This is a genomic window from Streptomyces sp. SX-6 (genome assembly GCF_059089585.1).
Genome location: NZ_JBTHHU010000001.1, coordinates 481,733 through 506,685 on the forward strand (window position 1 = coordinate 481,733; position 24,953 = coordinate 506,685).

The window sequence follows — 24,953 nt, forward strand, 5'->3', positions numbered from 1 at the left end:
GCCTGGTGGCGCGCCTCCTGAGAGGTTAGAGCGTACTGGCGCCCCGGGGGTTCGTCCCGGGCGGCGACTTGTTGACCGGACCATGAGGATTCCATGACGAAGGCCTGGGCGTGACCCCTGCCGTGCGTCGTCCGTTGTCCTCGTTATGAGCCGGGAACCGCCCGGCGCCACGCACCGAAGTTCCGAGGAGCCCCAGTGCCTCGCATGCTCGACGTCAGCGACGATGTACGCGCCGAGATCGGCGATGAAGAAGCGGACCGACTGCTCGGTGGCGACAACGCCCCGGGTACCTACGACTGCACCTCCTGCCGCACCCCCGGCGACACCGAGCGCGAGCGCACCAGCACGGTGCTCTTCGTCGGCGAGGAGACGGCGGTGCTCGCGTTCGCACACGCCGCCTGCATCCCCTCCCAGGTCGTTCCCGTCTCCGAGGAACAGCTCCAGAGCGCCGTGCAGTCGATCACCTCCGGGGAGGAACCGGCCGCGAGGGAGATCCCGCTCCAGGCCGAGCTGGGGGTCACCAGCGGTCTGATCCTGGTCGCCGGCGAGGTGCTCCCGGCACTCGTCGTCGAGCCGCTGTCCCCGATCGCCCGCCCTGGCACCACCGGGCCCGTGGACGTCTTCCTGGAGCTGCTCGTCGAGCAGGGCTTCAGGCCGGTCCCCGCCCTCGACCGCGTACCGGACCCCAACCCGGGCTGGTCGGTGCTGGTGGCCATGGGCCAGCTGCACGCGATCCTCCAGCCGGGCATCGTGGGCACCTCCCCCGTCGCCTGGTGGCAGGCGCACCAGGCGATGCGGGTCGCCGACGAGTGGCGGGCGGCGGTCACGAAGGCCCAGCGGGTGCTGGTCTTCGCGGCCCCGGTCGGCACGATCGGCCAGCAGCCCCGCGAGGACCTGCTCCGGGACGCCCTGGACCGCGCGGCGGCGGCCGGGCGCCTGGTCGGCGCGACCATGCCGCTCGCGGGCACCTGACCGGGGGCACACGTACGGGGTGCACACGCGCCCCATACGCACCCCCGCGCTCCCGGGCGCGGGGGATCATTCCCGGTCACGGCCGCATCCGATGGGCCCCGGTGTCGTTGGCAGGGATGTGTACTCTTACGAACCCGTTTCCCGGACGTCGTACCAGAACTACATCCCCGGCATGCGCCCACCCCGCGATGCCTCCCCCCAGAGCCGCCCCGCCTCGGTCACCCCGATCTTCGACGCTCTCTGTTCCGAGTTCCGCCGTTCCTTCCGCACGCTGCCCGGCGACCGGGCGGGCGAGGAGGAGCTGGGGTTCAAGGGCTTCAACAGCCAGCAGCCGTACGGCACCGGCCAGGGCTACTACGGGCAGCTCACCGGGCACTCCCCCTACCCGGGTCACTCGGGCTGGTCCGGGACGTGGGACACGTACCAAACGCCCGGGCGGCAGCGCGGCACTCAGGTGCCGGCGCTGCCGCCCGGTCAGCGTGACGGACGTGTGCGGGGGTATTAGCCCCGCACGCCCCGCCTGCGGCTACTTCTTGCGGCCGCGCTTCTCACGCACCCGGACCGAGATGTGGATGGGCGTCCCCTCGAAGCCGAACTCCTCGCGGAGCCGCCGCTCGACGAAGCGGCGGTAGCCGGCCTCCAGGAAGCCGGAGGCGAAGAGGACGAACCGGGGCGGGCGGGTGCCCGCCTGGGTGCCGAAGAGGATGCGCGGCTGCTTTCCGCCGCGGATCGGGTGCGGGTGCCCGGCGACGAGCTCGCCGAGGAAGGCGTTGAGCCTGCCGGTCGGCACCCGCGTCTCCCAGCCCTCGAGGGCCGTCTCGATCGCGGGCACGAGCTTCTCCATGTGCCGGCCGGTGCGGGCCGAGACGTTGACGCGCGGGGCCCACTGGATCTGGCCGAGCTCGGTCTCGATCTCGCGCTCGAGGTAGTAGCGGCGCTCCTCGTCGAGGGTGTCCCACTTGTTGATGGCGAGGACGAGCGCACGGCCCGCCTCGACGGCCATCGTGATGATCCGCTGGTCCTGCACGCTGATGGACTCGGACGCGTCGATGAGGATGACCGCGACCTCCGCCTTCTCCACGGCGGCGGCGGTGCGCAGCGAGGCGTAGTAGTCGGCGCCCTCCACGAGGTGGACGCGGCGGCGGATGCCGGCGGTGTCCACGAACTTCCAGGTCTTCCCGCCCAGTTCGATCAGCTCGTCCACCGGGTCACGGGTGGTGCCGGCCAGCTCGTTGACGACGACCCGCTCCTCCCCCGCCACCTGGTTCAGCAGCGACGACTTGCCGACGTTGGGGCGGCCGATGAGCGCGATGCGGCGCGGGCCGCCGACGGCGGTGCCGAAGGTCTGGGCCGGGGCGTCGGGCAGCGCCTCGAGGACCGCGTCGAGCATGTCGCCGGTGCCACGGCCGTGCAGGGCGGAGACGGGGTGCGGCTCGCCCAGGCCCAGCGACCACAGGGCGGCGGCGTCGGCCTCGGCGGAGGGGCCGTCGACCTTGTTGGCGCACAGCACGACGGGCTTGCCCGCGCGGCGCAGCAGCTTGACGACGGCCTCGTCGGTGTCGGTGGCGCCGACGGTGGCGTCCACGACGAAGACCACCGCGTCGGCGGCCTCGATGGCGAACTCCGCCTGGGCGGCGACGGACGCGTCGATGCCGAGCACGTCCTGCTCCCAGCCGCCGGTGTCGACGACCTTGAAGCGGCGGCCGGCCCACTCGGCCTCGTACGTGACGCGGTCACGGGTGACGCCGGGGCGGTCCTCGACGACGGCCTCGCGGCGGCCGATGACGCGGTTCACCAGCGTCGACTTGCCGACGTTGGGCCGGCCGACCACGGCGAGCACGGGCAGCGGGCCGTGACCGGCGGCGGCGAGGCCCTCCTCGACCTCCTCCGCGTCGAAGCCCTCCAGCGCCGCGAGCTCCATGAACTCCGCGTACTCGGCGGCACCGAGCTCACCGTGCTCGTCGCCGGTGTGGATCTGGTCGTTCATGAAGTCCGTTCCTCGTTCTTCTCTGGTCGGCGGGCCCTTACGACCCGCTACTCAAGTCTGTGTCAGCGGCCGGTGAGCCGCTTGGCGTCCGCCAGGTGCGCGCCCAGGTGCTCCTGGATGCGCACGGTCGCCTCGTCCAGCGCCTTGCGGGTGCGCCGGCCGCTGCCGTCGTCGGCCCGGAACGGGTCGCCGAAGACCACGTCCACGCGGCCCTTCAGGGGCGGCAGCGCCGGTATGACGCGGCCCTTGCGCTCGGCGCTGCCGAGCATCGCCACCGGCACGACCGGTGCGCCGGAGCGCACCGCGAAGTAGGCGAGCCCGGCCCGCAGGGAGGCGAAGTCGCCCTCGCCCCGGCTGCCCTCGGGGAAGATCCCGAGGACGTCGCCGCGCCGGAGGATCTCCAGCGCATTGGTGACCGCGGTGCGGTCGGTGCTCGTACGGTCCACCTCGAGCTGCCCGATTCCGCGCAGGAACGGGGCGAGGGGACCGATGAACGCTTCCTTCTTGATCAGGAAGTGCACCGGGCGGGGTGCGGTGCCCATCAGCATCGGGCCGTCGATGTTGTGGGAGTGGTTCACGGCCAGGATGCAGGGCCCCGTGGCGGGCATCCGCCAGGCGCCCAGCACGCGGGGCTTCCACAGCCCGTACATCAGGCCGATGCCGATCCGCCGGCCGACGGCGGCACCGGAGGCGGAGGCACTCACGCCGACCGCTTCTCCTCGATCAGAGTGACGACGCACTCGATGACCTGGTCCAGGGTCAGCTCGGTGGTGTCCACCTCGACCGCGTCGTCCGCCTTGGCGAGCGGCGAGGTCTTGCGGCCGGAGTCGGCGGCGTCCCGCTTGACCAGGGCGGCCTGGGTGGCGGCCAGGTCGGCGGCCTCCTTGCCCTTGAGCTCACCGTTGCGGCGGGCGGCGCGGGCCTCGGCCGAGGCGGTGAGGAAGATCTTGAGGTCGGCGTCCGGCAGGACGGTGGTGCCGATGTCACGGCCCTCGACCACGATGCCCGCCGGGGCCTCGGCGGCGATCGCCCGCTGGAGCTCGGTCATCCGGGTGCGCACCTCGGGCACCGCGCTGACCGCGCTCACCGCGGAGGTGACCTCCTGGGTGCGGATCGGGCCGGAGGCGTCCGCCCCGTCGACCGTGATCGTCGGCGCGGACGGGTCGGTGCCGGAGACGATCTCCGGCTTGCCCGCGGCGGCGGCCACGGACGCGGCGTCGTTCACATCGATGCCGTTGGCCAGCATCCACCAGGTGATCGCGCGGTACTGCGCACCCGTGTCCAGGTAGCGCAGGCCCAGCTTGGCGGCCACGGCTTTGGAAGTGCTGGACTTGCCCGTGCCGGAGGGGCCGTCGATGCCGACGATGACTGCTGCCGGGGCGGTCCGGGCGGCGGTTTCCACGGTGTCAGACACCTTCCTTGTGCACGGGGCGATGAGGTTTCGGGCCGAATGGGGCCCACCCAAGGTTACTGGCTCGCCCGACCGTGCGGATCCGGGGTTCCCGGCGGCCCCCTACTGCCGGACCGCCCAGCCCCGCTCGCGGAGCGTCGCCGTCAGCCCCGGCACGGCGGTCGGCTCGACCAGCAGCTGGATCAGACCCGACTGCTGGCCGGTGGCGTGCTCGATACGGACGTCCTCGATGTTCACGCCCGCCCGGCCCGCGTCCGCGAAGATCCTGGCCAGCTCGCCGGGCTGGTCGCCGATGAGGACGGTCACCGTCTCGTACGCGGCCGGGGCGGCACCGTGCTTGCCGGGGACGCGGGCACGGCCGTCGTTGCCGCGGCGCAGCACGTCCTCGAGGTCCACGGCGCCGGCCGACTTCCCGTCACCGGCCTGGAGGGAGCGCAGGGCCCGTACGGTCTCGTCGAGGTCGGCGGCGAGGGCGGCGAGCACGTCCGCTACGGGGCCGGGGTTGGCGGAGAGGATCTCGAGCCACATGCGCGGGTCGGAGGCCGCGATGCGGGTCACGTCGCGGATGCCCTGGCCGCACAGCCGTACGGCGGTCTCGTCGGCGTCCCGCAGGCGCGCGGCGACCATGCTGGAGACCAGCTGGGGGGTGTGCGAAACGAGCGCGACGGCGCGGTCGTGGGCGTCGGCGTCCATGACGACGGGGACGGCGCGGCACAGGGCGACGAGCTCGAGGGCGAGGTTGAGGACCTCGGTGTCGGTGTCCCGGGTGGGGGTGAGCACCCACGGCCGGCCCTCGAAGAGGTCGGCGGTGGCCGCCAGCGGCCCGGAGCGCTCGCGCCCGGCCATCGGGTGCGAGCCGAGGTAGGCGGACAGGTCGCAGCCGAGCGCCTCCAGGTCGCGGCGCGGGCCGCCCTTGACGCTGGCGACGTCGAGGTAGGCGCGGGCGGCCCCGCTGCCGATGGCCTCGGCGAGCGTGGCGGCGACGTGCGCGGGCGGGACGGCGACGACGACGAGGTCCACCGGCCCGTCGGGTTCCTGGTCGGTGCCGGCGCCGAGGGCGGCGGCGGTGTGGGCCTGGGCGGCGTCGTGGTCCCTGAGGTGGACCTGGACACCGCGGCTCGCGAGGGCGAGCGCGGCGGAGGTGCCGATCAGACCGGTGCCGATGACGAGGGCGGTTCTCACGCTCCCACCCTAGTGGGCCCTCGTCCGGTACAACCGTGGGCATGATCTTTCATGTGGTGCCCCTGGACGACTGGCTGGCCCTGCCCGACCGCCCGTTCGCCCCCGCCTCGCTCGAGACCGAGGGCTTCGTGCACTGTTCCCCGGACGAGGCGACGACCCTCGCGGTGGCCTCGGCCTTCTACCGCGACACCCCGGGCCCGCTGATGGTGCTGCTCGTCGACGAGCACAAGCTCGGCGTCCTGGTCCGCTGGGAGGCGGCGGCCGGGACGCTGCCCGAGGGGGTCGCCCCGGGGACGCTCTTCCCGCACGTGTACGGGCGGATCAACCGAGAGGCGGTCGACGGGATGATGGAGATCGTGCGGGACGAGGAGGGCAGGGCGCAGAGCCTGGCCGTCTGGTCGTGACCCGGAGAATGCCCGTCATGCACACCGCACCTCACGACCCTCACGACCTGGTGACCGGCCACACCGTCTACTCCTGCGTCATGGGCTCCCGTGCCTTCGGCCTGGCGACGGAGGCGAGCGACACCGACCGGCGCGGGGTCTACGTCGCCCCGACCCCGCTGTTCTGGGGATTCGCCAAGCCGCCCGCCCATGTGGAGGGGCCCGGCGAGGAGCACTTCTCGTGGGAACTGGAACGCTTCTGCGAACTGGCCCTCGCGGCCAACCCCACGGCACTGGAGTGCCTGCACTCACCCCTCGTCGAGCACGCCGACGCGACGGGCCGCGAACTGCTCGCGCTGCGCGGGGCGTTCCTCTCGCGCCACGTCCACCGGACGTTCGCCCGCTACGCGGAGGCGCAGCTGCGGAAGTCGGCGGCGCACGTACGGGAGCACGGCGCCCCGCACTGGAAGCCGGTGATGCACCTGATACGCCTGATGACCAGCTGCCGCGATCTGCTGCGCACCGGCACGCTCACCGTGGACGTCGGCGACCTGCGCGAGCCGCTGCTGGCGGTACGCCGGGGCGAGGTGCCCTGGGAGCAGGCGGAGGCCTGGCTGGGCCGGCTGTCCGCCGAGGCCGGGGCGGCGGCCGCCTCGACCCCGCTGCCCGAGGAGCCGGACCGCGCCCGGGTCGAGGACTTCCTGATCCGGGTCCGGCGCGCCTCGGCCCTGCGGGAGGCGGGCTAGCGGTGGGGGCGGCCGGTTCGGCACCGCCGGACCCCGCGACCCGCTACATGCGCGCGCGGACGACCAAGTCGTGCAGCGCTTCGTACGCCGACTGCGCCGGGGCCTCCGGCAGGGCGGAGGCCTCCTGCGCCGCGTCGAGCTCCGCGTGCAGCGCCTCGATGTCGGCGGTCAGCCGGGTGTCGTCCACGACGCCCTCGGCCGTGCCGTGTTCGGCCGCGGCCTTCGCGGCGATCAGCTCGGGGACGTACGCGGGTGCGGGGACGAGCCCGAGCAGGGTGGGCAGGTGGGCGACGACCTCGCCGGAGCGCATCAGGTGGATGCCGGTGAGCAGCACGCGCAACGTGTAGAGCAGCGGCTTGAGTTCGCGGTCCTTGGCGAAGAGCCGCCACTGGGTGCCGGCGAAGCCCCGGTAGTGGTGGGCGTGGTTGCGGGTGAGCAGCGCGGGAGCGAGGGCGGTGAGCTCGACGTGGACGGGCGTCGTCCGTACGACGAGCGGGGACAGCAGCTGCTCGAGCACATAGCCGTTGCGGCGCAGCATCAGCCGGGCGAACTTGCGCAGGTCGTGCGTGACGAGGTCCATCTCGATCCCGTCGCGCTCGCCCATGCGCGTGAGAGTCTCCTCGCCCTCGCGCAGGCCGATGAGGTCGGCCACGGGCAGGAGGTGGACGCCGCGCAGGTCCACGTCGGAGTCGCGGGACGGGAAGCCGTACAGGTGCGCCCCGGAGACGGTCGCGAAGACGAGGGGGTGGACCTGCTGGGCGAGCACGGGCGACAGGTCCGTGCTCGGCAGTCCGGCGTCGCACAGCCGTGCGGTGCGGGTGGCGGTGTCGTTCATCGGCCCAGGATCCCAGCGGCGGGAACCGCCGCCGGGACCGGGTGCCGGGCGGACCTAGAGGTCGACCTCGCGCATGAGCATGCCGACCTCGGTGTTGGTGAGGCGGCGCAGCCAGCCGGACTTCTGGTCGCCGAGAGCGATGGGACCGAAGGACGTGCGGACGAGCTTCTCGACCGGGAAGCCCGCCTCGGCCAGCATGCGCCGGACGATGTGCTTGCGGCCCTCGTGCAGGGTGACCTCGACGAGGTAGTTCTTGCCGGTCTGCTGCACGACACGGAAGTTGTCGGCGCGGGCGTAGCCGTCCTCGAGCTCGATGCCGCTCTTGAGCTGCTTGCCGATGTCGCGCGGCAGCGGGCCGGTGATGGCGGCCAGGTAGGTCTTCTGGACGCCGTAGCGGGGGTGGGTGAGGCGGTGGGCCAGCTCGCCGTGGTTGGTGAGCAGGATGATGCCCTCGGTCTCCGTGTCGAGGCGGCCGACGTGGAAGAGCCGGGTCTCGCGGTTGGTGACGTAGTCGCCGAGACACTGACGGCCGTCGGGGTCCTCCATGGTGGAGACGACGCCCGCGGGCTTGTTGAGGGCGAAGAACAGGTACGACTGGGTGGCGACCGTCAGGCCGTCGACCTTGATCTCGTCCTTCTCGGGGTCGACACGCAGGCCCTGCTCGGTGACGATCTGCCCGTTGACCTCGACGCGGGCCTGCTCGATCAGCTCCTCGCAGGCGCGGCGGGAGCCCATGCCGGCCCGGGCCAGCACCTTCTGCAGCCGCTCGCCCTCCTGCTCGCCGAAGGTCTTGGGGAGCTTGACCTGCGGCTTGTTGTGCCGCTCGCGGTTGCGCTCCTCGATCTTGGCGTCGAGCTCGCGCGGGCGCGCGGGCTGCGTACGCCCGCCGCCGGCCGCCGGGCTGCGGCGCGGGCCGCCCTTGGCGCCGCCCCGGGCGGCGCTGCCACGGCTGCCGCCGGAGCCGCCGCCGGAGCGGCGCTCGGCGTCGGGACCCACGTCGTAGCGGCGCTCCTCGGGGCGCGGCCGGCGCGGGCGCTGCTCCGGCTGCCGGTCGTCACGCCGGGCACCGGAGCGGCCGTCGTCGTACCGCCCGCCGCCGGAGCGGCCGCCGCCCTGGGAGCGCCCGCCGCCCTGGCGTCCGCCCCCGGACGCCGGGCGGGGCGAGCCGCCCCGTGCGCCGCCCCGGTTGTCCCGGTTGCCGCTTCCGCTGTTCCTGCCGCTGCTTCGCATCAAAGTTCCGTCTTGTCGTCTGCGTCGGTGTCCGGTGCATCCGGGTCAAAGGACGGGACCCCTTCCTGGGAGTCGCCCTCGACCGCTTCCGCCTCGGGGAGGAACGGGGCGAGCTCGGGAAGCTCGTCGAGGCCGCGCAGGCCCATCCGCTCCAGGAAGTAGTTCGTCGTCCTGTACAGGATCGCACCTGTTTCGGGTTCCGTGCCCGCCTCCTCCACCAGAGCGCGCTGGAGGAGGGTGCGCATGACGCCGTCACAGTTCACCCCGCGTACGGCGGAGACCCGCGAACGGCTGACCGGCTGACGGTACGCGACGACGGCCAGGGTCTCCAATGCGGCCTGGGTCAGCCGGGCCTGCTGGCCGTCGAGGACGAAGGACTCCACGGCGTCGGCGTACTCGGGACGGGTGAAGAAACGCCAGCCCCCGGCCACCGGACGCAGGTCGAAGCCGCGCCCCTGGGCGGTGTACTCGTCCGCGAGGAGGCGCAGCGCGTCGGCGATCTCCCGGCGGGGCCGCTGGAGGACCTTGGCGAGGTGCTCCTCGGTGACGGGTTCGTCGACGACCATCAGGACCGCCTCCAGCGCGGGCGCCAGCGGCAGGGCCGCGACAGCCGTCTCGGGCTCGGTCTCGTGGGCGGTCACGGTCTCGGTCACGGTCTCGGTCTCGGTCACGGTGTCGTCTCCTCCGTGGGCGGCTGGTCGAACTCGTCGGTGACCACCGGCGCCGCGTCCTCGGTGCCCGTCCAGCGGACCATGAGCTCCCCGAGGGCCGTCTCCTGGTCGAGGAGCACCACGCGCTCGCGGTAGAGCTCCAGCAGGGCGAGGAAGCGTGCCACGACGGTGAGGGTGTCCGGGGCGTCGGCCGTCAGCTCCCCGAAGCTCGCCTCGCCCGCCTCCCGCAGCCGGGCCACCACGACATCGGCCTGCTCGCGCACGCTCACCAGCGGGGCGTGGATGTGGTCGACGTACACCTGGGGCGCCGGCCTGGGCTGCATCGCCTTGACCGCCAGCTCGGCCAGGCGCTGCGGGCCGATGCCGAGGACGACCTCGGGCAGGAGCTCCGCGTGGTGCGGCTCGAGGCCGACGGTGCGGGGCCGGCGGCGTCCTTCCACCGCGAGCCGCTCGCTGAAGATGTCCGCGATCCGCTTGTACGCGCGGTACTGCAGCAGCCGCGCGAACAGCAGGTCCCGGGCCTCCAGCAGGGCGAGGTCCGCCTCGTCCTCCACCTCGGCGGCGGGCAGCAGCCGGGCCGCCTTGAGGTCGAGGAGCGTCGCGGCGACGACGAGGAACTCGGTGGTCTGGTCGAGGTCGAAGTCCGGGCCCATGGCGTGCAGGTGCGCCATGAACTCGTCGGTGACCTTGGACAGGGCGACCTCGGTGACGTCCAGCTTGTGCTTGGCGATCAGCTGGAGCAGCAGGTCGAAGGGGCCCTCGAAGTTGTCGAGGCGGACCCTGAACCGGCCGTCGTCCCCGGTCTCCTCCGCTTCCGAAGTCTCACCGGCCTCCGCGGGGGCCGCGGGCTCCACGGGGTCCGGAGGACCGCCAGGGCCGCGGCCGAGGGGGCGGCGGCCCGGGGAGCGGGGGACGGCGGGCGCGGGGGTGGGCATGCGGAAACGATCCATCGGGGCTGGGCAGGCCTGGGACGGCCTGTACGGAACGGCGCGGCGGGCCGGTGCCCGCGCAGGCAGGCTATCGGCGAACCGGGTCAGCGACCGCGCAGGCGCCGTACGAGGATGCTCGCGTCGCCGCGGGCCTCGAGGTCGGCGAGGACGACGGCGACCGCCTCCCGCACGATCCGGCCCCGGTCCACGGCGAGTCCGTGCTCGCCGCGCAGCACCAGCCTGGCGTGCTCGAGGTCCATGAGCTCCTCGGCGGAGACATAGACGGTGATCTTCTCGTCGTGGCGCTCGCGCCCGCTGGGGCGGCGGTTGGCCGCCGCCCGGCCGCGGCGGCGCGACTGGGCCTGCTCGCCCCGGCCGTCCGTACGGCCCGTGGCGGACCGCTCGCCGCGCTCCGCGGCGCCGGGGCGGCGCTCCCCGTCCTGCTCCCGGCCGTCAGCGGCGGTGTCCGGGGCGGCGCGTCCCGCGTCGGCGGGCGGCGTCGTGGCGCCCGCGTCGGCGGGCTCGGCGGCGGCCGGGCCGGGCACCCGGGCGGGCGCCTCGCCGTTCGCCTGTCTGCGGGGGGCCGAGGACTGGAGCCCCACCCCTCCGGTGGTGCGGAACAGCTCGTCGGCGCCGGGCAGACTCACTCGGCGTGACAACGGGCGAGCACCTCCCTGGCCAGCTGGCGATAGGCGGCGGCGCCGACGGAGTTGGACGCGTACGTCGTGATCGGCTCGCCCGCGACGGTGGTCTCCGGGAAGCGGACCGTACGGCCGATCACCGTGTGGTAGACGTGGTCGTCGAACGCCTCGACCACGCGGGCGAGGACCTCGCGGCTGTGCACCGTCCGGGAGTCGTACATGGTGGCGAGGATGCCGTCCAGCTCCAGTTCGGGGTTGAGCCGTTCCTGGACCTTCTCGATCGTCTCGGTCAGCAGCGCCACACCGCGCAGCGCGAAGAACTCGCACTCGAGCGGCACGATCACCTTGTGCGCGGCGGTCAGCGCGTTGACGGTGAGCAGGCCCAGCGACGGCTGACAGTCGATCACGATGTAGTCGTAGTCCGCCATCAGCGGCTTGAGCGCGCGCTGGAGCGTGGACTCGCGGGCGACCTCGCTGACGAGCTGGACCTCGGCCGCGGACAGGTCGATGTTGCTGGGCAGCAGGTCCATGTTGGGCACGGCCGTCTTCAGCAGCACCTCGTCGGCCGACATGCCCCGCTCCATGAGCAGGTTGTAGACCGTCAGGTCCAGCTCCATCGGGTTGACACCCAGTCCGACGGAGAGCGCGCCCTGCGGGTCGAAGTCGACGAGCAGCACCCGGCGGCCGTACTCGGCGAGCGCGGCGCCCAGGTTGATGGTCGAGGTGGTCTTGCCGACCCCGCCCTTCTGGTTACACATCGCGATGATCTTCGCCGGGCCGTGGTCGGTCAGCGGACCGGGGATCGGGAAGTACGGCAGCGGGCGCCCGGTGGGGCCGATGCGCTCGCGGCGCTGGCGCGCGGCGTCGGGCGCGAGCGTGGCCGCGTATTCCGGGTCGGGCTCGTATTCGGCGTCGGGGTCGTAGAAGTGCCCGTCGGGCACTTCCTCGTAGTCGGCGAGGGCGGGGTCGCCGCCGCGGTCGCCGGCCATGGCGTTCACGTGTTGACCGTCCATCATGCTCTGGTGGGCTGTCGGGATGTTCTGGTGGGCTTCGTAGGTGTGGACAGCGACGGAGCCGACAGCTTGGAGTCCCACATGACTCTGGCCCTGCGCAGGCATTCCTGGGCGACCACCCCCGGGAGCAAATGTCGACTCATTCACAAGTCGTCCTACCTCCTTGGTGACCAGGAAACATCTAGATAGGTCAGCGTGGCACCATGCCGACGGTTGGCGACTCTATGGCGTGTCGGCGGTTCGCAGCAACACAATCCGCCGGAGACGGCACGATGTGTCGGCAATCGAACACCCTTCTGTCAAGGGTTTTCAGGAGGCCACCCGGAAGGTGACGGACCGCTCGGCCCGCCCGGAAAAAGCGTCGGCAGGGCCTTGCGGACAAGACCCTGCCGAATGCGACTTCTTGGTGTCGCCGTGATACCGCGTCAGCCGAGCAGCGTGCTCAGTTCGACGGACGGAAGGCCGTGCGCCTCGGCGACCGGACCGTAAACGACCTGTCCCTCATGGACGTTGAGGCCCTTGGCGAGCGCGGCGTCCCGGCTCAGCGCCTCCTGCCAGCCGCGGTTGGCCAGCTCCACGATGTAGGGCAGCGTGGCGTTGGTCAGCGCGTAGGTGGAGGTGTTCGGCACCGCGCCCGGCATGTTGGCCACGCAGTAGAAGACGGAGTTGTGGACCATGAAGGTCGGCTCCGCGTGGGTGGTCGGCTTCGAGTCCTCGAAGCAGCCGCCCTGGTCGATTGCAATGTCGACAAGTACACTTCCGGGCTTCATCTTGGCGACGAGCTCGTTGGTGACCAGCTTCGGGGCCTTGGCGCCCGGGATGAGCACCGCGCCGACGACGAGGTCGGCCTCGACGACGGCCTTCTCCAGTTCGTAGGCGTTGGAGACGATCGTCTGCACCTTGGTGCCGAAGACCTTGTCGGCCTCGCGCAGCTTGTTGATGTCCTTGTCGAGCAGGGTGACGTGGAAGCCCAGGCCGACCGCGATCTGCGCCGCGTTCCAGCCGGAGACGCCGGCGCCGATGACGACGGCCCGGCCCGCGTGGGTGCCCGGGACGCCGCCCGGCAGCACGCCGCGGCCGCCGGCCGAGCGCATCAGGTGGTAGGCGCCGACCTGCGGGGCCAGCCGGCCCGCGACCTCGGACATCGGGGCGAGCAGCGGCAGCGCGCGGTTGGCGAGCTCCACGGTCTCGTACGCGATCGCGGTGGTGCCGGACTGCAGCAGCGCGTCCGTGCACTCGCGGGAGGCGGCCAGGTGCAGGTACGTGAAGAGGGTCTGGCCCTTGCGGAGGCGGTGGTACTCCTCCGCGATCGGCTCCTTGACCTTCAGGAGCAGATCGGCGGTGGCCCACACCTCGTCGGCGGTGTCCAGGATGGACGCGCCGGCCGAGACGTACTCGGCGTCCGTGATGGAGGAGCCGAGGCCGGCCCCCTTCTCCACGACGACCTGGTGGCCGCCGCGCACCAGCTCGTGGACGCCGGCCGGGGTGATGGCCACGCGGAATTCGTTGTTCTTGACCTCGCGGGGGATGCCGACCTTCACGTCGATCACGGTCCTTGAATCAGAGAATTTAAGGCTAATCCGAATATGCCTGGGCATACCAGAGCAGACCGCGTCGATCGCGGCTCAGCCAGTCTAATGAAGGATCTCGCACTGTCTAGCCTTACAAAGCGCCAATCTTTGAGCAGTACGCCACTGATTTCGTAGGCTGCCCTGCATGTACCCCCGGGGTGCCGCAGTTAAGCGCGGACAGCCGGCAGGGCGGGCGCCGCGCCTTCGCCCAGTGCCTCGAGCAGCTGCTCGGCGGCGTCCCGGTGCACCACGGCCGCGGCGGGGTCGCCGAGGCGCTCGAGAAGCTCCGCCAGCCGCAGCCGCACCGCCGCCTGCAGCCGGTCGTCGCCCGCGTACCGCGCGCACTCCACCGCCTCCTGGCAGGTGCGCAGCGCCTCCTGCGTACGCCCCGCATACTCCTGCACCCGCGCGGCCTCGCTCAGCGCCCGAGCGTGCCCGGGCAGGTCCCGCAGCCGGCGGCACACCGCGGCGGCGGCGCGCCAGTCGCGCAGTGCCTCGCCCCACTGGGCGGTGTGGGTGCGCACGGTGCCCAGCCGTGCGTACAGCCGTGCCTGGTCGGCGAGTTCACCGCGCGTCAGCCGCAGTTCGAGCCCGCGCAGGTACCAGTCGGCGGCCCGCTGCCAGTCGCCGAGTTCCTGGTAGGCGGCGGCGATCGACTCCAGCGAACGGCTGGTGGCGTACGGGTCGGCGGCCTGCCGCGCGGCGGTCAGCGCCTCCCGGTACCGGCCGAGCGCGGCCTCGGTGCGTCCGGCCCGCGCGTCCAGGTCGCCGAGGTTGAGCAGGGCGGCGGCCTTCTCCAGCGGCATCTCGCAGCGCCGGGCCACGTCGAGGACGAGCTGGTGCAGCCCGTACAGCTCCGCGGCGGCGTCCTCCGCGCCCAGGTGCGCGGTGAGCGCCCGGGTCAGCGCGGAGACCAGGCGCCGGGCCAGGGTGTCGAGCCGGCCGTCCTCGACGGCCAGGCGTGCGGCGGCCAGCAGGGCGGGCAGCCGGGAGCGCAGCCACTCCCCCGCGACCCTCGACGACGGGAAGCGCAGCGGCCGGGGCAGCTCGGCGACCCGCTTGCGGACCGAGGGGTCGTCGAGCTCGGCGGCGGCGCGGCACGCGTGCAGTTGACGGACGGTCCGCTCCAGCATCCGCGCCCGCGCCAGCTCGACCTCGGCCACGCGGTCCTGGGTCTCCAGCAGGGTGCGCAGCATCGGGGCCAGGCAGCCCGGCACCTGGTACTGCGGCGGCAACGCCCCCGGCATCCCCGGCAGTCCGTCGACCGGCACCGTGCGCAGCAGGCCGCGGGCGGTGAAGTCCTCCAGCGCGGCCTGGGCCGCCGACACCGAGCAGCCGGCCAGCGCGGAGGCGGTGTGCGCGTCGGCCGGACCGGCCGGGGCGAGGGCGAGCAGGCGCAGTATCCGGGCGGACAGCGGCGGCAGCGCCTCGTGGGCGAGCCACAGGGCCCGGGCCAGCGGCCGGGCGGTGCCCTCGTACCCCTCGGGCGCGGGCAGTTCCCGCAGCCGCCGGGCGACGTCGGCGACCGAGAGCTTGGGCAGGCCGGCGAGCCAGCCGCCGACCAGGACCAGGGCGGCGGGCTGGGCGCCGCACTCCTCCACGACGGCGCTCGCGGCCGTCGGGTCGCAGGTGATGCGGGTCGGGCCGGCGTACCGCTCCAGGAGCTCGACGGCCGCGGCCGCGTCGAGTCCGCCCAGCGTGCACGGCCTGACGTCCGGGACGCCGGTCAGCGGCCCCTGGGAGACGGCGACGACCAGGCAGTCCGGCTCGTCCGGCAGCAGCGGCTCCACCTGCTCGGCGCCCGAGGCGTCGTCGAGGAGCAGCAGCATCCGGCGCCCGCCCAGGGCGCCGCGCAGGATCTCCGTCAGCTCGTCCGCGTCCGCACCGGCCGGCACCGGCGCGCCCAGCTCGGTGAGCAGGGCGCGGGCGATGCGGTCGGTGGGGACGGGCGTGCCGTCCGCGTCCGTGAGCCGGGCGCGCAGCATCCCGTCGGGGTAGTCCCCTTCGAGCCGGCGCGCGAGTTCCTCGGCGAGGGCCGTACGGCCGGAGCCGGGCCGGCCGGCGATGAGCAGCACCCGGCTGCGGGGGCTCTTGCGTCCGGAGAGGGTGTCGAGACCGGTGCGGACGATGTCCTCCCGCAGCTCCTTGAGCTCGCGGCCGCGTCCGACGAACCGGTTCGGCGAGGCGGCCACCGCCGACAGGGTCCCGGGCCTGCGCGGCCGTCCGCCGGTGGCCACCCGCTCCGGGCGGTCAGCCGCCACTTCGCCGGTCTCCGGCGCCCGCTCCGCCACGGGTCCACTCCCTCCGCCGGCCTGCGGCCGGGCATGCGCTGAGCGTAGTTCACCCGTGGATGCGCACGGAGGAGACATGGCCGCTTTCTTGCGACAATCACCTATTCGGTTCTCCTGGTGGTGTGTGTCGCCCCGGACGCCGGGAGAGCGCTCTCACACCCCGAAGCTCACACCCCGAAGCTCACGCCTCGAAGCTCACGCCTCGAACGGCCGGGCGGGCCACTCGGCGTCGGCCGGGCGCAGCGCGTCGATGCCGTCCCCGGCGAGCGCGGCGGCGAGCGACAGGACGCCGACGGTCAGGCAGTTGTTGTGCAGTTCACCCGAGAGGATGCCGTTCACCAGCTCGGGCAGCGGCACCCGGGCGATCTCCATGTCGGCCTCCTCCTCGGAGACCTCGAAGCGCTCGCCATGGGCCTCGGAGAGGTCGCGGGCCAGGAAGACGCGGACGGCCTCGTCGCAGCCGCCCGGCGAGGTGTAGACGTCGGTCAGCACCCGCCAGTCCTCGGCCTTGACGTGCGCCTCCTCGTAGAGCTCGCGCTGCGCCGCGTGCAGCGGGTTCTCACCGGGGACGTCCAGCAGGCCGGCCGGGATCTCCCACAGCCGCTGCCGCACGGGGTGGCGGTACTGGTTGATGACGAGCACACGGTCCTGCTCGTCGAGGGCCACCACGGCGACCGAGCCGGGGTGCACCTGGTAGTCGCGCTTGACGGTGGACCCGTCGGGCATGACCACGACGTCCGTGCGCACGCCGGTCTTGTTGCCGGTGAACGGGGTCTCGGTGGCGGTGACCTGCCAGACCTCGGCGGTGTCCTTGATACGCATGTACGTCCTCCAGAAATACGAAAACCGGGGTGGGCCCCTCCTCTCGGAGGTGCCCACCCCGGTCAACCGTACAGATCGGCCTTACCGGCTGTGGATCAGCCCTGCTGGCGCTCGACGGCCGCCTTGACCAGACCCGCGAAGAGCGGGTGCGGGCGGGTCGGGCGGGAGCGCAGCTCCGGGTGGGCCTGGGTGGCGACGAGGTAGGGGTGCACGTCGCGCGGGTACTCGACGTACTCGACGAGCTTGTTGTCGGGCGAGGTCCCGGAGAAGAGGATGCCGGCCTTCTTCTCCAGCTCGGCGCGGTAGGCGTTGTTGACCTCGTAGCGGTGGCGGTGGCGCTCCTCGACGTAGGGCTGGTCGCCGTAGACCTCACGGACGATGGAGCCCTCGGCGAGCTTGGCCGGGTACATGCCCAGGCGCATCGTTCCGCCCATGTCGCCCTCGCCGGCGACGATGTCCATCTGCTCGGCCATCGTGGAGATGACCGGGTGGGCGGCGGCCGGGTCGAACTCGGTGGAGTTGGCGCCCTCGATGCCGGCCAGGTTGCGGGCCGCCTCGATGACGACGCACTGCAGGCCGAGGCACAGGCCCAGCAGCGGGACCTTGTTCTCGCGGGCGTAGGTGATCGCGCCGACCTTGCCGTCCACGCCGCGGTCGCCGAAGCCGCCGGGCACGCAGATGGCGTCCACGTCGGCGAGCTCACGGGCGGCGCCGGCCGGGGTCTTGCAGTCGTCGGAGGTGACCCACTTGATCTTCACGCGGGCCCGGTTGGCGAAGCCGCCGGCCCGGATGGCCTCGGTCACCGACAGGTAGGCGTCGGGCAGGTCGATGTACTTGCCGACCAGGGCGACGGTGACCTCGTGCGCGGGCTGGTGCACGCGCTCGAGCAGGTCGTCCCACTGCGCCCAGTCCACGTCGCGGAAGGGCAGGTCGAGCTTGCGCACGACATAGGCGTCCAGGCCCTCGGTGTGCAGGACCTTGGGGATGTCGTAGATCGACTTGGCGTCGATCGCGGCGACCACGGCGTCCTCGTCCACGTCGCACATCAGCGAGATCTTGCGCTTGATCGCGGTGGGGACCTCGCGGTCGGCGCGCAGCACGATGGCGTCGGGCTGGATGCCGATGTTGCGCAGGGCGGCGACGGAGTGCTGGGTGGGCTTGGTCTTCAGCTCGCCGGAGGGGCCGATGTAGGGCAGCAGCGAGATGTGCACGACGAAGACGTTGTCGCGGCCGACCTCGTGGCGGACCTGGCGGACGGTCTCCAGGAACGGCAGCGACTCGATGTCGCCGACGGTGCCGCCGACCTCGGTGATGACCACGTCGACGTCATCGGTGGCCATGCGGCGGATGCGGTGCTTGATCTCGTTGGTGATGTGCGGGATGACCTGCACGGTGTCACCGAGGTACTCACCGCGCCGCTCCTTGGCGATCACGCTGGAGTACACCTGGCCGGTGGTCACGTTCGCCGAGCCGTCGAGGTCGACGTCGAGGAAGCGCTCGTAGTGGCCGATGTCCAGGTCGGTCTCGGCGCCGTCGTTGGTGACGAACACCTCGCCGTGCTGGAACGGGTTCATCGTGCCCGGGTCGACGTTCAGGTACGGGTCGAGCTTCTGCATCGTCACCCGCAGGCCCCGCGCCTTGAGCAGCGCGCCCAGGCTGGAGGCGGTCAGTCCCTTGCCGAGCGAGGAAGCGACACCCCCGGTGACGAAGAGGTGCTTGGTCGTCGTGGGCTTTGCGGCAATGGCCAAAGGGGGTCTCCCGTGGTCGCGAGGTGAGGTGCGTACCGGCGATCACCCGGTTGCTTTCGGGGGTGCCGTCGCTGCGGTTGGGGGGTCTTGCGCCCTCCGGTCCACGGGGTACCAGGGTATCAGCGCCCCGGTGCGGGCGCTCCCGGTGACGCGACGCGACGGCCGTACGGACCCTGCGTCACCCCCTGCGTCACAGGTAACCCATTCGGCACAGATTCCCCTGCGAACCGTCGCGCGTGTCCCAACTCCGCGTCGTATCCTGCTCGGACACACGCAGCGAGCCGGCCGGCGCGGCACCATCCAGGCCCTATTTCCGGAACAAGAAGGCTCGTCTCAAGATCGCTTGACCGCAACAAGATGGCCCTCCGGGGTCACGATGCCGTTCGACTGGAGATGACGTGGCCGGGCGTATCGAGGATTACGCACTCATCGGCGATATGCAGACCGCCGCACTGGTCTGCCGGGACGGCACGGCCGACTGGCTGTGTCTCCCGCGGTTCGATTCCCACGCGGCGTTCGCGGGGCTGCTCGGCACGGAGGAGCACGGCTACTGGCGCATCGGCCCGGCCCACCCGTCGGGGGCGGCGCCCCCGCGTGCCGACCGGCGCCGGTACCGGGGGGACTCCCTCGTGCTCGAATCCGAATGGGACACCGCCCGCGGCACGGTCCGGGTGATCGACTTCATGCCGCCGCGCGACGGCGCCCCGCAGCTGATCCGCATCGTGGAAGGCGTCAGCGGCCGGGTGCCGATGCGGTCGGCGCTGCGCATGCGCTTCTCCTACGGCCGCGTGGTGCCCTGGGTGCACAAGGTGGGCGACCGCACGGTGGCCGTCGCCGGCCCCGACTCGGTGTGGCTGGACACCACCGCCGACACCTTCGGCAAGGACCTCACCACCTTCTCCGACTTCACCGTCTCCCCCGGTGAGCGCGTCGCCTTCACCATCAGCTGGCAGCCCTCGCACCGCGAGGCTCCCGCCCTGCCCGACCCGGAGGGATCGCTGGAGGCCACGGAGGAGTTCTGGCGGGAGTGGGTGGCGCACTGCACGTACCACGGCCCCTACCGGGACGCCGTCGTACGGTCGCTGATCACCCTCAAGGCGCTCACCTACGCGCCCACCGGCGGCATCGTCGCCGCCCCCACCACCTCGCTGCCCGAGGAGATCGGCGGCGTACGGAACTGGGACTACCGGTTCACCTGGCTGCGGGACGCGGCGATCACCCTGTCCTCGCTGCTGCGCACCGGCTACCGCGAGGAGGCGCGCGCCTGGCGCGAGTGGCTGCTGCGCGCGGTCGCGGGCGACCCCGAGAACCTCCAGATCATGTACGGCATCGCGGGCGAACGGGAGCTGGGCGAGGCGGAGTTGCCCTGGCTGCCGGGGTACGAGAACTCGCGGCCGGTGCGCATCGGCAACGGCGCGGCCGACCAGCTCCAGCTCGACGTCTACGGCGAGGTCACCGAGGCCCTGCACCTGGCGCACATGACCGGCCTGGCCCGCAACGACTACGCGCAGCTGCTCCAGCTCCGGCTGATCAGCTACCTCGAGGACCACTGGATGGAGCCGGACGAGGGCATCTGGGAGGTGCGCGGCCCGCGCCGCCACTTCGTCCACTCCAAGGTGATGGCCTGGGTCGCGGTCGACCGCACCATCAAGCTCATCGAAGCGGGCGATGTGGACGGCCCGTTGGAGCGCTGGCGCGAGCTGCGCGACGACATCCATCGCGATGTGTGCGAGAGGGGCTATGACAAGGAGCGCAACACCTTCACCCAGTCCTACGGCTCCAAGGAGCTGGACGCCTCCTTGCTGCTGATCCCGCAGATGGGCTTCCTGCCGCCGGACGACAAGCGCGTCATCGGCACCATCGAGGCCATCCAGCGCGAGCTGTCGACGCCCGACGGTTTCGTCCTGCGCTACCCCACGGCCGGCGAGGAGGCGGGGGTGGACGGGCTGGAGGGCGACGAAGGGGCCTTCCTGGCCTGCTCGTTCTGGCTCGCGGACGACCTCGCGATGATCGGCCGGGTCGACGAGGCCCGCCAGCTCTTCGAGAAGCTGCTCGCGCTCCGCAACGATCTGGGGCTGCTCGCGGAGGAGTGGGATCCGCGCCTCAAGCGCCAAGTGGGCAACTTCCCGCAGGCGTTCAGCCACGTTCCGCTGATCGACACGGCGCTGCGGCTCACGGCCTCGAGCGCGTTCGGAGGCTGAACCACAGCGCGAAGGCGCCGACGGGGGCGGCGAGCACGGCTGCGGCGGCATTGAGCCCGCCGTAGCCGTAGAAGGCGACCAGGACACCCGACAGGGCGCCGCCGCCCGCCGCCACGAGGCTCATCAGGGTGTCGGACAGCCCCTGGACCTCCGCCCGGTGCGCGGCATCCACGGATTCGCTGAGCAGCGTGGACCCGGCGACCGTCGCACAGGACCAGGCCACGCCCAGCAGGAACAGCCCCGCGGTGACCGCCCACCGGCTGCCGCCGGAGGTCCCCGCCAGCAGGGTCGCGCCCGCGAAGCCCACCTGCCCCAGCAGGATGACCGGCACCCGCCCCACCCGGTCCGCCAGCCGCCCCACCAGCGGCGAGAGCCCGTACATCCCGGCCACGTGCAGGCTGATGGTGAAGCCGACCACGCTCAACGAAGCGCCGTGGTGAGCGAGTTGGACGGGCGTCATCGTCATCACCGACACCATCACGACATGCCCGAGCACCAGTGCGCCCAGCCCGGTCAGCGCGGCGGGCGAGGCCGCCACGTGCCGCAGCGCCCCGCGCATCCGGGCACCGAAGCCCTGCCGCGCCCCGGGCCCGGCCGTGCCGTGCTCACTCGCGCCGTGCTCACTGCGCTCACTGTGCTCCCTGGCGAGCAGCAGGGGATCGGGCCGGAGCCGGGTACGGACGACGGCCCAGCCGGCGGTGAAGCCGGCGACGGAGAAGACGAACGTGCCCGCGGCGTCGGGCAGTCCCACCAGGCGGGCGACGGCCTCGCCGGGGCCGCTGAGGTTGGGGCCGAGCACGGCGCCGACGGTGGTGGCCCACACCACGAGCGACAACGCCCGTGCCCGGCCGGCCGGTTCGGCCAGGTCGGTGGCCGCGTACCGCGACTGCAGGTTCGCGGCGGAGGCCGCGCCGACGAGGAGCATGCCCAGCAGCGCCAGCGGCACCCAGCCGAGTGCGGCCGCAGCCAGGACCGCCACCGCCCCCACCGCCGCGACGAGCCAGCCGGCACCGAGCCCGGCCCGCCGCCCGCGCGCCCGGGACAGCGCGGCGAGCGGCACGGACATCAGCGCCGCGCCCAGCGTGGTCACGGTGGTGGCGAGCCCCGCGAGGACCTCGGAACCGCTGAGGTCCTCGAGCAGCAGCCCGCCGGAGGAGATCATCGAGCCCATGCCGATCCCGATGACGACCTGGGCGGCCATCAGGACCCGTACGGTATGCCGTTGGGCACTGGCTATGCCGGGTATGTCGGGTATCTCGGCCTGCTCGGGGGCGACGGTCATGCGGCACAGGGTAGGGGCGGTCACGCGGTTGCGTCCCGGTCCCGCGCATCCCGTAGGTTCCGGTCATGAACCCGCAGCACGCCCAGGGAAGCATCACCGTGGCCCGCGCCCTCGAACTGCCCGCGCTGCGCCGCGGGCTGCCCGAGGTCGTGGCCGCCGCCGACCGGCTGCACCGGCCGGTGCGCTGGGTGCACGCGGGCGAGGCCCCCAACATCGCCGCCCTGCTCAAGGGCGGCGAACTCCTGCTCACCACCGGTCTGGGACTCGGCACCCGCCCCGCCGACCAGCGCGCCTTCGTGCGCGGGCTGGCGGAACGCGGCATCGCCGCCCTCGTGGTCGAACTCGGCGCGCGCATCCCGGCGCTGCCCGCCGCGGCCGTGAACACGGCGCGCAGCCATGGGCTGCCGCTCGTCCAGCTGCACCGGGAGGTGCCCTTCGTGGCGGTGACGGAGGAGATCCACACCGAGCTGGTCAACGAGCACTACGCGCTGCTGCGACGGGCGGAGGACGTGCAGCGCCAGTGCACGGAGGTACTGCTGGCCGGCGGCGGCATACCCGAAGTCCTGCACCTCCTCGCGGACTTCGCGGGCAACCCGGTCTTCCTCGAATCCCCCGACGGCCGGCTGCTGTACGCGGCCGGCCCCTCCCCCGCCCCGCCGGGCTCGGCCGATCCGCTCCAGGTGTGGGACGGCCTGCGCACCGCGGGCCTGGCCGGCAGCCTGGTCACCGACATCCCCGGCCGGGGTCCGGGCCCCGGCGCGGTACGGGCCCGGCTGACCGTACTGCCGGTGAACGCGCCGCTCGCCCCCGTACACCGGATCGCCGCCGACCGTACGGCCGGGCTGCTGGCGCTCGTCCTCCTCCAGGCCCGGCAGGAGGAGGAACTCGCGGCACGCGGCCGCGGCGACTTCCTCACCGCCCTCGCCGAGGAGCGCGTCGACATCGCGGACGCGCCCGCGCAGGCCCGCGCCCTGGGCTTCCGCCCCGGCCCGGGCCCGCTGCTGCCGGTGGTACTGCGCCTGCCCGCGGACCCGCTGCCGGCGGACGGGCCGGACCACTGGGCGGCGCTGACCTGCGCCGTCCAGGAGGAGCTGGCGGCGGTGGGGGTGCCGGTGCTGCTGGGCGTACGGCTCCCGGAGGGCCGCATGCCGTTGCTGGCCGGCCTGCGCGACGAGTCCGAACGGGCGGCCGTCGCCGGGCGGTTGGCCACCGCCCTGCGGGCGGGCGCGGCACGGGCGGCGGCCCGGCGGCCGGTCGTGGTGGCCGGCGCCCCGGCCACCTGGGCGACGGCGGGCGCGGCCCTGCGGCACGCCGCCGACGCGGCCACGGCCGCGGAGGGGCTCCCGGACCGGCCGTGGCACGACGTGCGGCAGCTGGACGTCGACCTGCTGCTGTGGCGGCTGCGCTGCCACGGGGACCTGGCGGCGTTCGTCGAGCGCGTCATCGGCCCGCTGCTCGCGCACGACGCCTCGGCCCGTCCGCCGCTGCTGCCGACCCTGGAGACCTACCTCGCCCACGCGGGCCGCAAGGCCGAAACCGCCCGCGCCCTCCACCTCAACCGCCAGACCCTCTACGACCGCCTGGCCCGCATCTCCCGCCTGCTGAGCGCGGACCTGGAGGACCCGCAGACGACCCTGTCCCTCAACCTGGCCCTGAGGGCACGCCGTTGGACGGCGTAGCCGTGTCCTGTGGCCCCCGAAACCGCGCTGCGCGCGGTTGTCCTCAATCGCCGGACGGGCTGAACTTTCGCGCCCGGCCCGGCACTATCAAGCCCGTCCGGCGCTTGAGGACGAGCGGCGAAGCCGCGACAAGCGGGGTCTGGGGCGCAGCCCCAGGAAACGGCGAAAGGGCGGGACCGGGGCAAAGACCCCACGGCGGAACACCCCACGATCCGCCGGCGGGCGCTAGCGCCCGCTCAACTCATCGTAGACGGCCAGCACATGCGCCACCGTGTCGTCCTCCGACGGCCACGTCCCCACCTGGGACCGCCCCGCGGCGACCAGTTCCGTGCGGCGCACCGGGTCGCCCAGGAGCCGCGTCACCGCGGCGGCCAGGGCGAACGCGTCGCCGTAGGGCACCAACTCCGCGGCCTCGCCGACCAGATCGGGCACGCCGCCCACCGACGTGGCGACCAGCGGCACCCCCGCGTGCAGCGCCTCCTGCGCCAGCAGGGACCGCGCCTCCCACCGGCTCGGCATGATCGCGACGTCCGCCGTCGCCAGCAGCTCGGGCACATCGTCGCGGCGGCCCACGAGCCGTACCGGAAGCGCCTCTTCCTCGATCCGCCGTTGCATCCCGGCCCGTTCGCGGCCCTCGCCCGCCACGATCAGCAGCGGCTCGGGGTCCAGTTCACGCCACGCGCGGGCCGCGTCGAGCAGCAGCCCGTACCCCTGGTCGGGCTCCAGCCGCCCCACGGCGACCAGCAACGGCCGGCCCACGGCCCCCAGCTCGGCGCGCGCCTTGTGGCGCGGCATCTCGTCCTCGTCGTCCTCGTCGGGGACGGCGCGCGGCGCGGGGAAGGCGACCGGCGCCAGCCGGGCGTCGCGGGCGCCGCGCAGCCGCGCCTGGTCGACCAGGTCCGACGAGGCACCGAGCACCACACTCGCCGTACGCGCCGCACGGCGCTCCATGAGCCGGACGACGTGCGCCCGCGCCCCCGCCGCGCGCACGTGCGTGTGCCAGGTGACCACCAGCGGTGTGGCGCGCCCGCGCAGGGCCAGCGCCGCCAGCACCCCCGAGCGCAGACCGTGCGCGTGCACCACGTCCGCGCCCGCGCTCACCGCCCGGATCCCGGCGACGGCCAGGGCGTCGGGGCCGGCCCTCAACGGCTCGAACGAGGCGCCGGATTCACCGAATCCGTACCGCGCCTCCGTGCGCCCCGGCGCGCACACCGTGACCCGCAGCCCCCTGGCGACGAGCCCCGCGGACAGCGACCGCACATGCGCTCCGCTGCCCGCGCTGCCGCTGCCCAGCACCTGGACGGCGTGCAAGGGCGGTCGCCCCTGGGACACGGCGGATGTGCTGCTCACGCGAGGAGC

Annotated in this window: 22 protein-coding genes; 6 read left to right on the forward strand and 16 right to left on the reverse strand. The window is 73.1% G+C overall.

Annotated features, from left to right (window positions below):
- Window positions 1-195 precede the first annotated feature (195 nt).
- Together ACV530_RS02385 and ACV530_RS02390 are read left to right on the forward strand one after the other, a co-directional pair.
- The gene (locus ACV530_RS02385; RefSeq protein WP_494330493.1) at window positions 196-972 is read left to right on the forward strand and encodes a DUF8842 C-terminal domain-containing protein; all 777 of its coding nucleotides are present in this window, start codon (window positions 196-198) and stop codon (window positions 970-972) included.
- Window positions 973-1,144: 172 nt separating this feature from the next.
- Window positions 1,145-1,477 carry a hypothetical protein gene (locus tag ACV530_RS02390; RefSeq protein ID WP_494330494.1) on the forward strand — a complete coding sequence of 111 codons (333 nt, stop codon included), beginning with the start codon at window positions 1,145-1,147 and terminating at the stop codon, window positions 1,475-1,477.
- 21 nt (window positions 1,478-1,498) lie between these two features.
- Here ACV530_RS02390 and der read toward each other — a convergent pair whose 3' ends face one another.
- The 4 genes from der to ACV530_RS02410 all read right to left on the reverse strand — a co-directional run bounded on the left by der (window position 1,499) and on the right by ACV530_RS02410 (window position 5,552).
- Complete coding sequence (gene der / locus ACV530_RS02395) at window positions 1,499-2,959, reverse strand: ribosome biogenesis GTPase Der (RefSeq protein ID WP_494330495.1); 1,461 nt, start codon at window positions 2,957-2,959, stop codon at window positions 1,499-1,501.
- Window positions 2,960-3,021: 62 nt separating this feature from the next.
- A complete protein-coding gene (locus ACV530_RS02400; RefSeq protein WP_494330496.1) occupies window positions 3,022-3,699 on the reverse strand; it encodes a lysophospholipid acyltransferase family protein in 678 nt (225 codons plus the stop codon).
- Window positions 3,660-4,373, reverse strand: a complete 714-nt coding sequence (cmk, locus tag ACV530_RS02405) for a (d)CMP kinase (protein ID WP_494330497.1) — start codon at window positions 4,371-4,373, stop codon at window positions 3,660-3,662. Before cmk ends, ACV530_RS02400 begins: the two co-directional genes overlap by 40 nt.
- 99 nt (window positions 4,374-4,472) lie before the next feature.
- Entirely contained in the window at window positions 4,473-5,552 is a 1,080-nt protein-coding gene (locus tag ACV530_RS02410; RefSeq protein ID WP_494330498.1) for a prephenate dehydrogenase, read from the reverse strand.
- Window positions 5,553-5,593: 41 nt separating this feature from the next.
- Between ACV530_RS02410 and ACV530_RS02415 the strand changes: the two genes are divergently transcribed.
- Together ACV530_RS02415 and ACV530_RS02420 are read left to right on the forward strand one after the other, a co-directional pair.
- A complete protein-coding gene (locus ACV530_RS02415; protein WP_494330499.1) occupies window positions 5,594-5,956 on the forward strand; it encodes a DUF952 domain-containing protein in 363 nt (120 codons plus the stop codon).
- A gap of 17 nt (window positions 5,957-5,973) precedes the next feature.
- A complete protein-coding gene (locus tag ACV530_RS02420) occupies window positions 5,974-6,681 on the forward strand; it encodes a nucleotidyltransferase domain-containing protein (protein WP_494330500.1) in 708 nt (235 codons plus the stop codon).
- Between the two features lie 43 nt (window positions 6,682-6,724).
- Here the strand turns inward: ACV530_RS02420 and ACV530_RS02425 are convergent, their stop codons facing one another.
- The 10 genes from ACV530_RS02425 to pyrG form a co-directional block, all read right to left on the reverse strand.
- Window positions 6,725-7,516, reverse strand: a complete 792-nt coding sequence (locus ACV530_RS02425; RefSeq protein ID WP_494330501.1) for a nucleotidyltransferase domain-containing protein — start codon at window positions 7,514-7,516, stop codon at window positions 6,725-6,727.
- A 54-nt stretch (window positions 7,517-7,570) separates the two neighbouring features.
- Window positions 7,571-8,746, reverse strand: a complete 1,176-nt coding sequence (locus ACV530_RS02430; RefSeq protein WP_494330502.1) for a pseudouridine synthase — start codon at window positions 8,744-8,746, stop codon at window positions 7,571-7,573.
- Window positions 8,746-9,312 carry an SMC-Scp complex subunit ScpB gene (scpB, locus tag ACV530_RS02435; RefSeq protein WP_494330537.1) on the reverse strand — a complete coding sequence of 189 codons (567 nt, stop codon included), beginning with the start codon at window positions 9,310-9,312 and terminating at the stop codon, window positions 8,746-8,748. Before scpB ends, ACV530_RS02430 begins: the two co-directional genes overlap by 1 nt.
- A gap of 101 nt (window positions 9,313-9,413) precedes the next feature.
- A complete protein-coding gene (locus ACV530_RS02440; protein ID WP_494330503.1) occupies window positions 9,414-10,352 on the reverse strand; it encodes a segregation and condensation protein A in 939 nt (312 codons plus the stop codon).
- A 98-nt stretch (window positions 10,353-10,450) separates the two neighbouring features.
- The gene (locus tag ACV530_RS02445; protein ID WP_494330504.1) at window positions 10,451-11,005 is read right to left on the reverse strand and encodes a hypothetical protein; all 555 of its coding nucleotides are present in this window, start codon (window positions 11,003-11,005) and stop codon (window positions 10,451-10,453) included.
- The gene (locus ACV530_RS02450; protein ID WP_494330505.1) at window positions 10,990-12,105 is read right to left on the reverse strand and encodes a ParA family protein; all 1,116 of its coding nucleotides are present in this window, start codon (window positions 12,103-12,105) and stop codon (window positions 10,990-10,992) included. The genes ACV530_RS02445 and ACV530_RS02450 overlap by 16 nt, the downstream gene beginning before the upstream one ends.
- A 320-nt stretch (window positions 12,106-12,425) precedes the next feature.
- Entirely contained in the window at window positions 12,426-13,541 is a 1,116-nt protein-coding gene (gene ald, locus ACV530_RS02455; RefSeq protein ID WP_494330538.1) for an alanine dehydrogenase, read from the reverse strand.
- 197 nt (window positions 13,542-13,738) lie between these two features.
- Window positions 13,739-15,862, reverse strand: coding sequence for a tetratricopeptide repeat protein (locus ACV530_RS02460; RefSeq protein WP_494330506.1), 2,124 nt, complete (start codon window positions 15,860-15,862; stop codon window positions 13,739-13,741).
- A 195-nt stretch (window positions 15,863-16,057) separates the two neighbouring features.
- Window positions 16,058-16,684 (reverse strand): NUDIX domain-containing protein, encoded by a 627-nt coding sequence (locus ACV530_RS02465; RefSeq protein ID WP_494330507.1) that lies wholly within the window; start codon window positions 16,682-16,684, stop codon window positions 16,058-16,060.
- 95 nt (window positions 16,685-16,779) lie between these two features.
- On the reverse strand, window positions 16,780-18,432 hold the full coding sequence (gene pyrG / locus ACV530_RS02470) for a CTP synthase (protein WP_494330508.1): 1,653 nt from the start codon (window positions 18,430-18,432) through the stop codon (window positions 16,780-16,782).
- A gap of 437 nt (window positions 18,433-18,869) precedes the next feature.
- Here pyrG and ACV530_RS02475 point away from each other — a divergent pair, with 437 nt between their 5' ends.
- A complete protein-coding gene (locus ACV530_RS02475; protein WP_494330539.1) occupies window positions 18,870-20,633 on the forward strand; it encodes a glycoside hydrolase family 15 protein in 1,764 nt (587 codons plus the stop codon).
- On the opposite strand, the gene ACV530_RS02480 is transcribed toward ACV530_RS02475, so the two are convergent.
- Window positions 20,605-21,915 carry an MFS transporter gene (locus ACV530_RS02480; RefSeq protein WP_494330509.1) on the reverse strand — a complete coding sequence of 437 codons (1,311 nt, stop codon included), beginning with the start codon at window positions 21,913-21,915 and terminating at the stop codon, window positions 20,605-20,607. The two genes, ACV530_RS02475 and ACV530_RS02480, sit on opposite strands and share 29 nt — an antisense overlap.
- A gap of 65 nt (window positions 21,916-21,980) precedes the next feature.
- Here ACV530_RS02480 and ACV530_RS02485 point away from each other — a divergent pair, with 65 nt between their 5' ends.
- On the forward strand, window positions 21,981-23,594 hold the full coding sequence (locus ACV530_RS02485; RefSeq protein ID WP_494330510.1) for a PucR family transcriptional regulator: 1,614 nt from the start codon (window positions 21,981-21,983) through the stop codon (window positions 23,592-23,594).
- Window positions 23,595-23,819: 225 nt separating this feature from the next.
- Here the strand turns inward: ACV530_RS02485 and ACV530_RS02490 are convergent, their stop codons facing one another.
- Window positions 23,820-24,944 (reverse strand): glycosyltransferase family 4 protein, encoded by a 1,125-nt coding sequence (locus ACV530_RS02490; protein ID WP_494330511.1) that lies wholly within the window; start codon window positions 24,942-24,944, stop codon window positions 23,820-23,822.
- Window positions 24,945-24,953 lie beyond the last annotated feature (9 nt).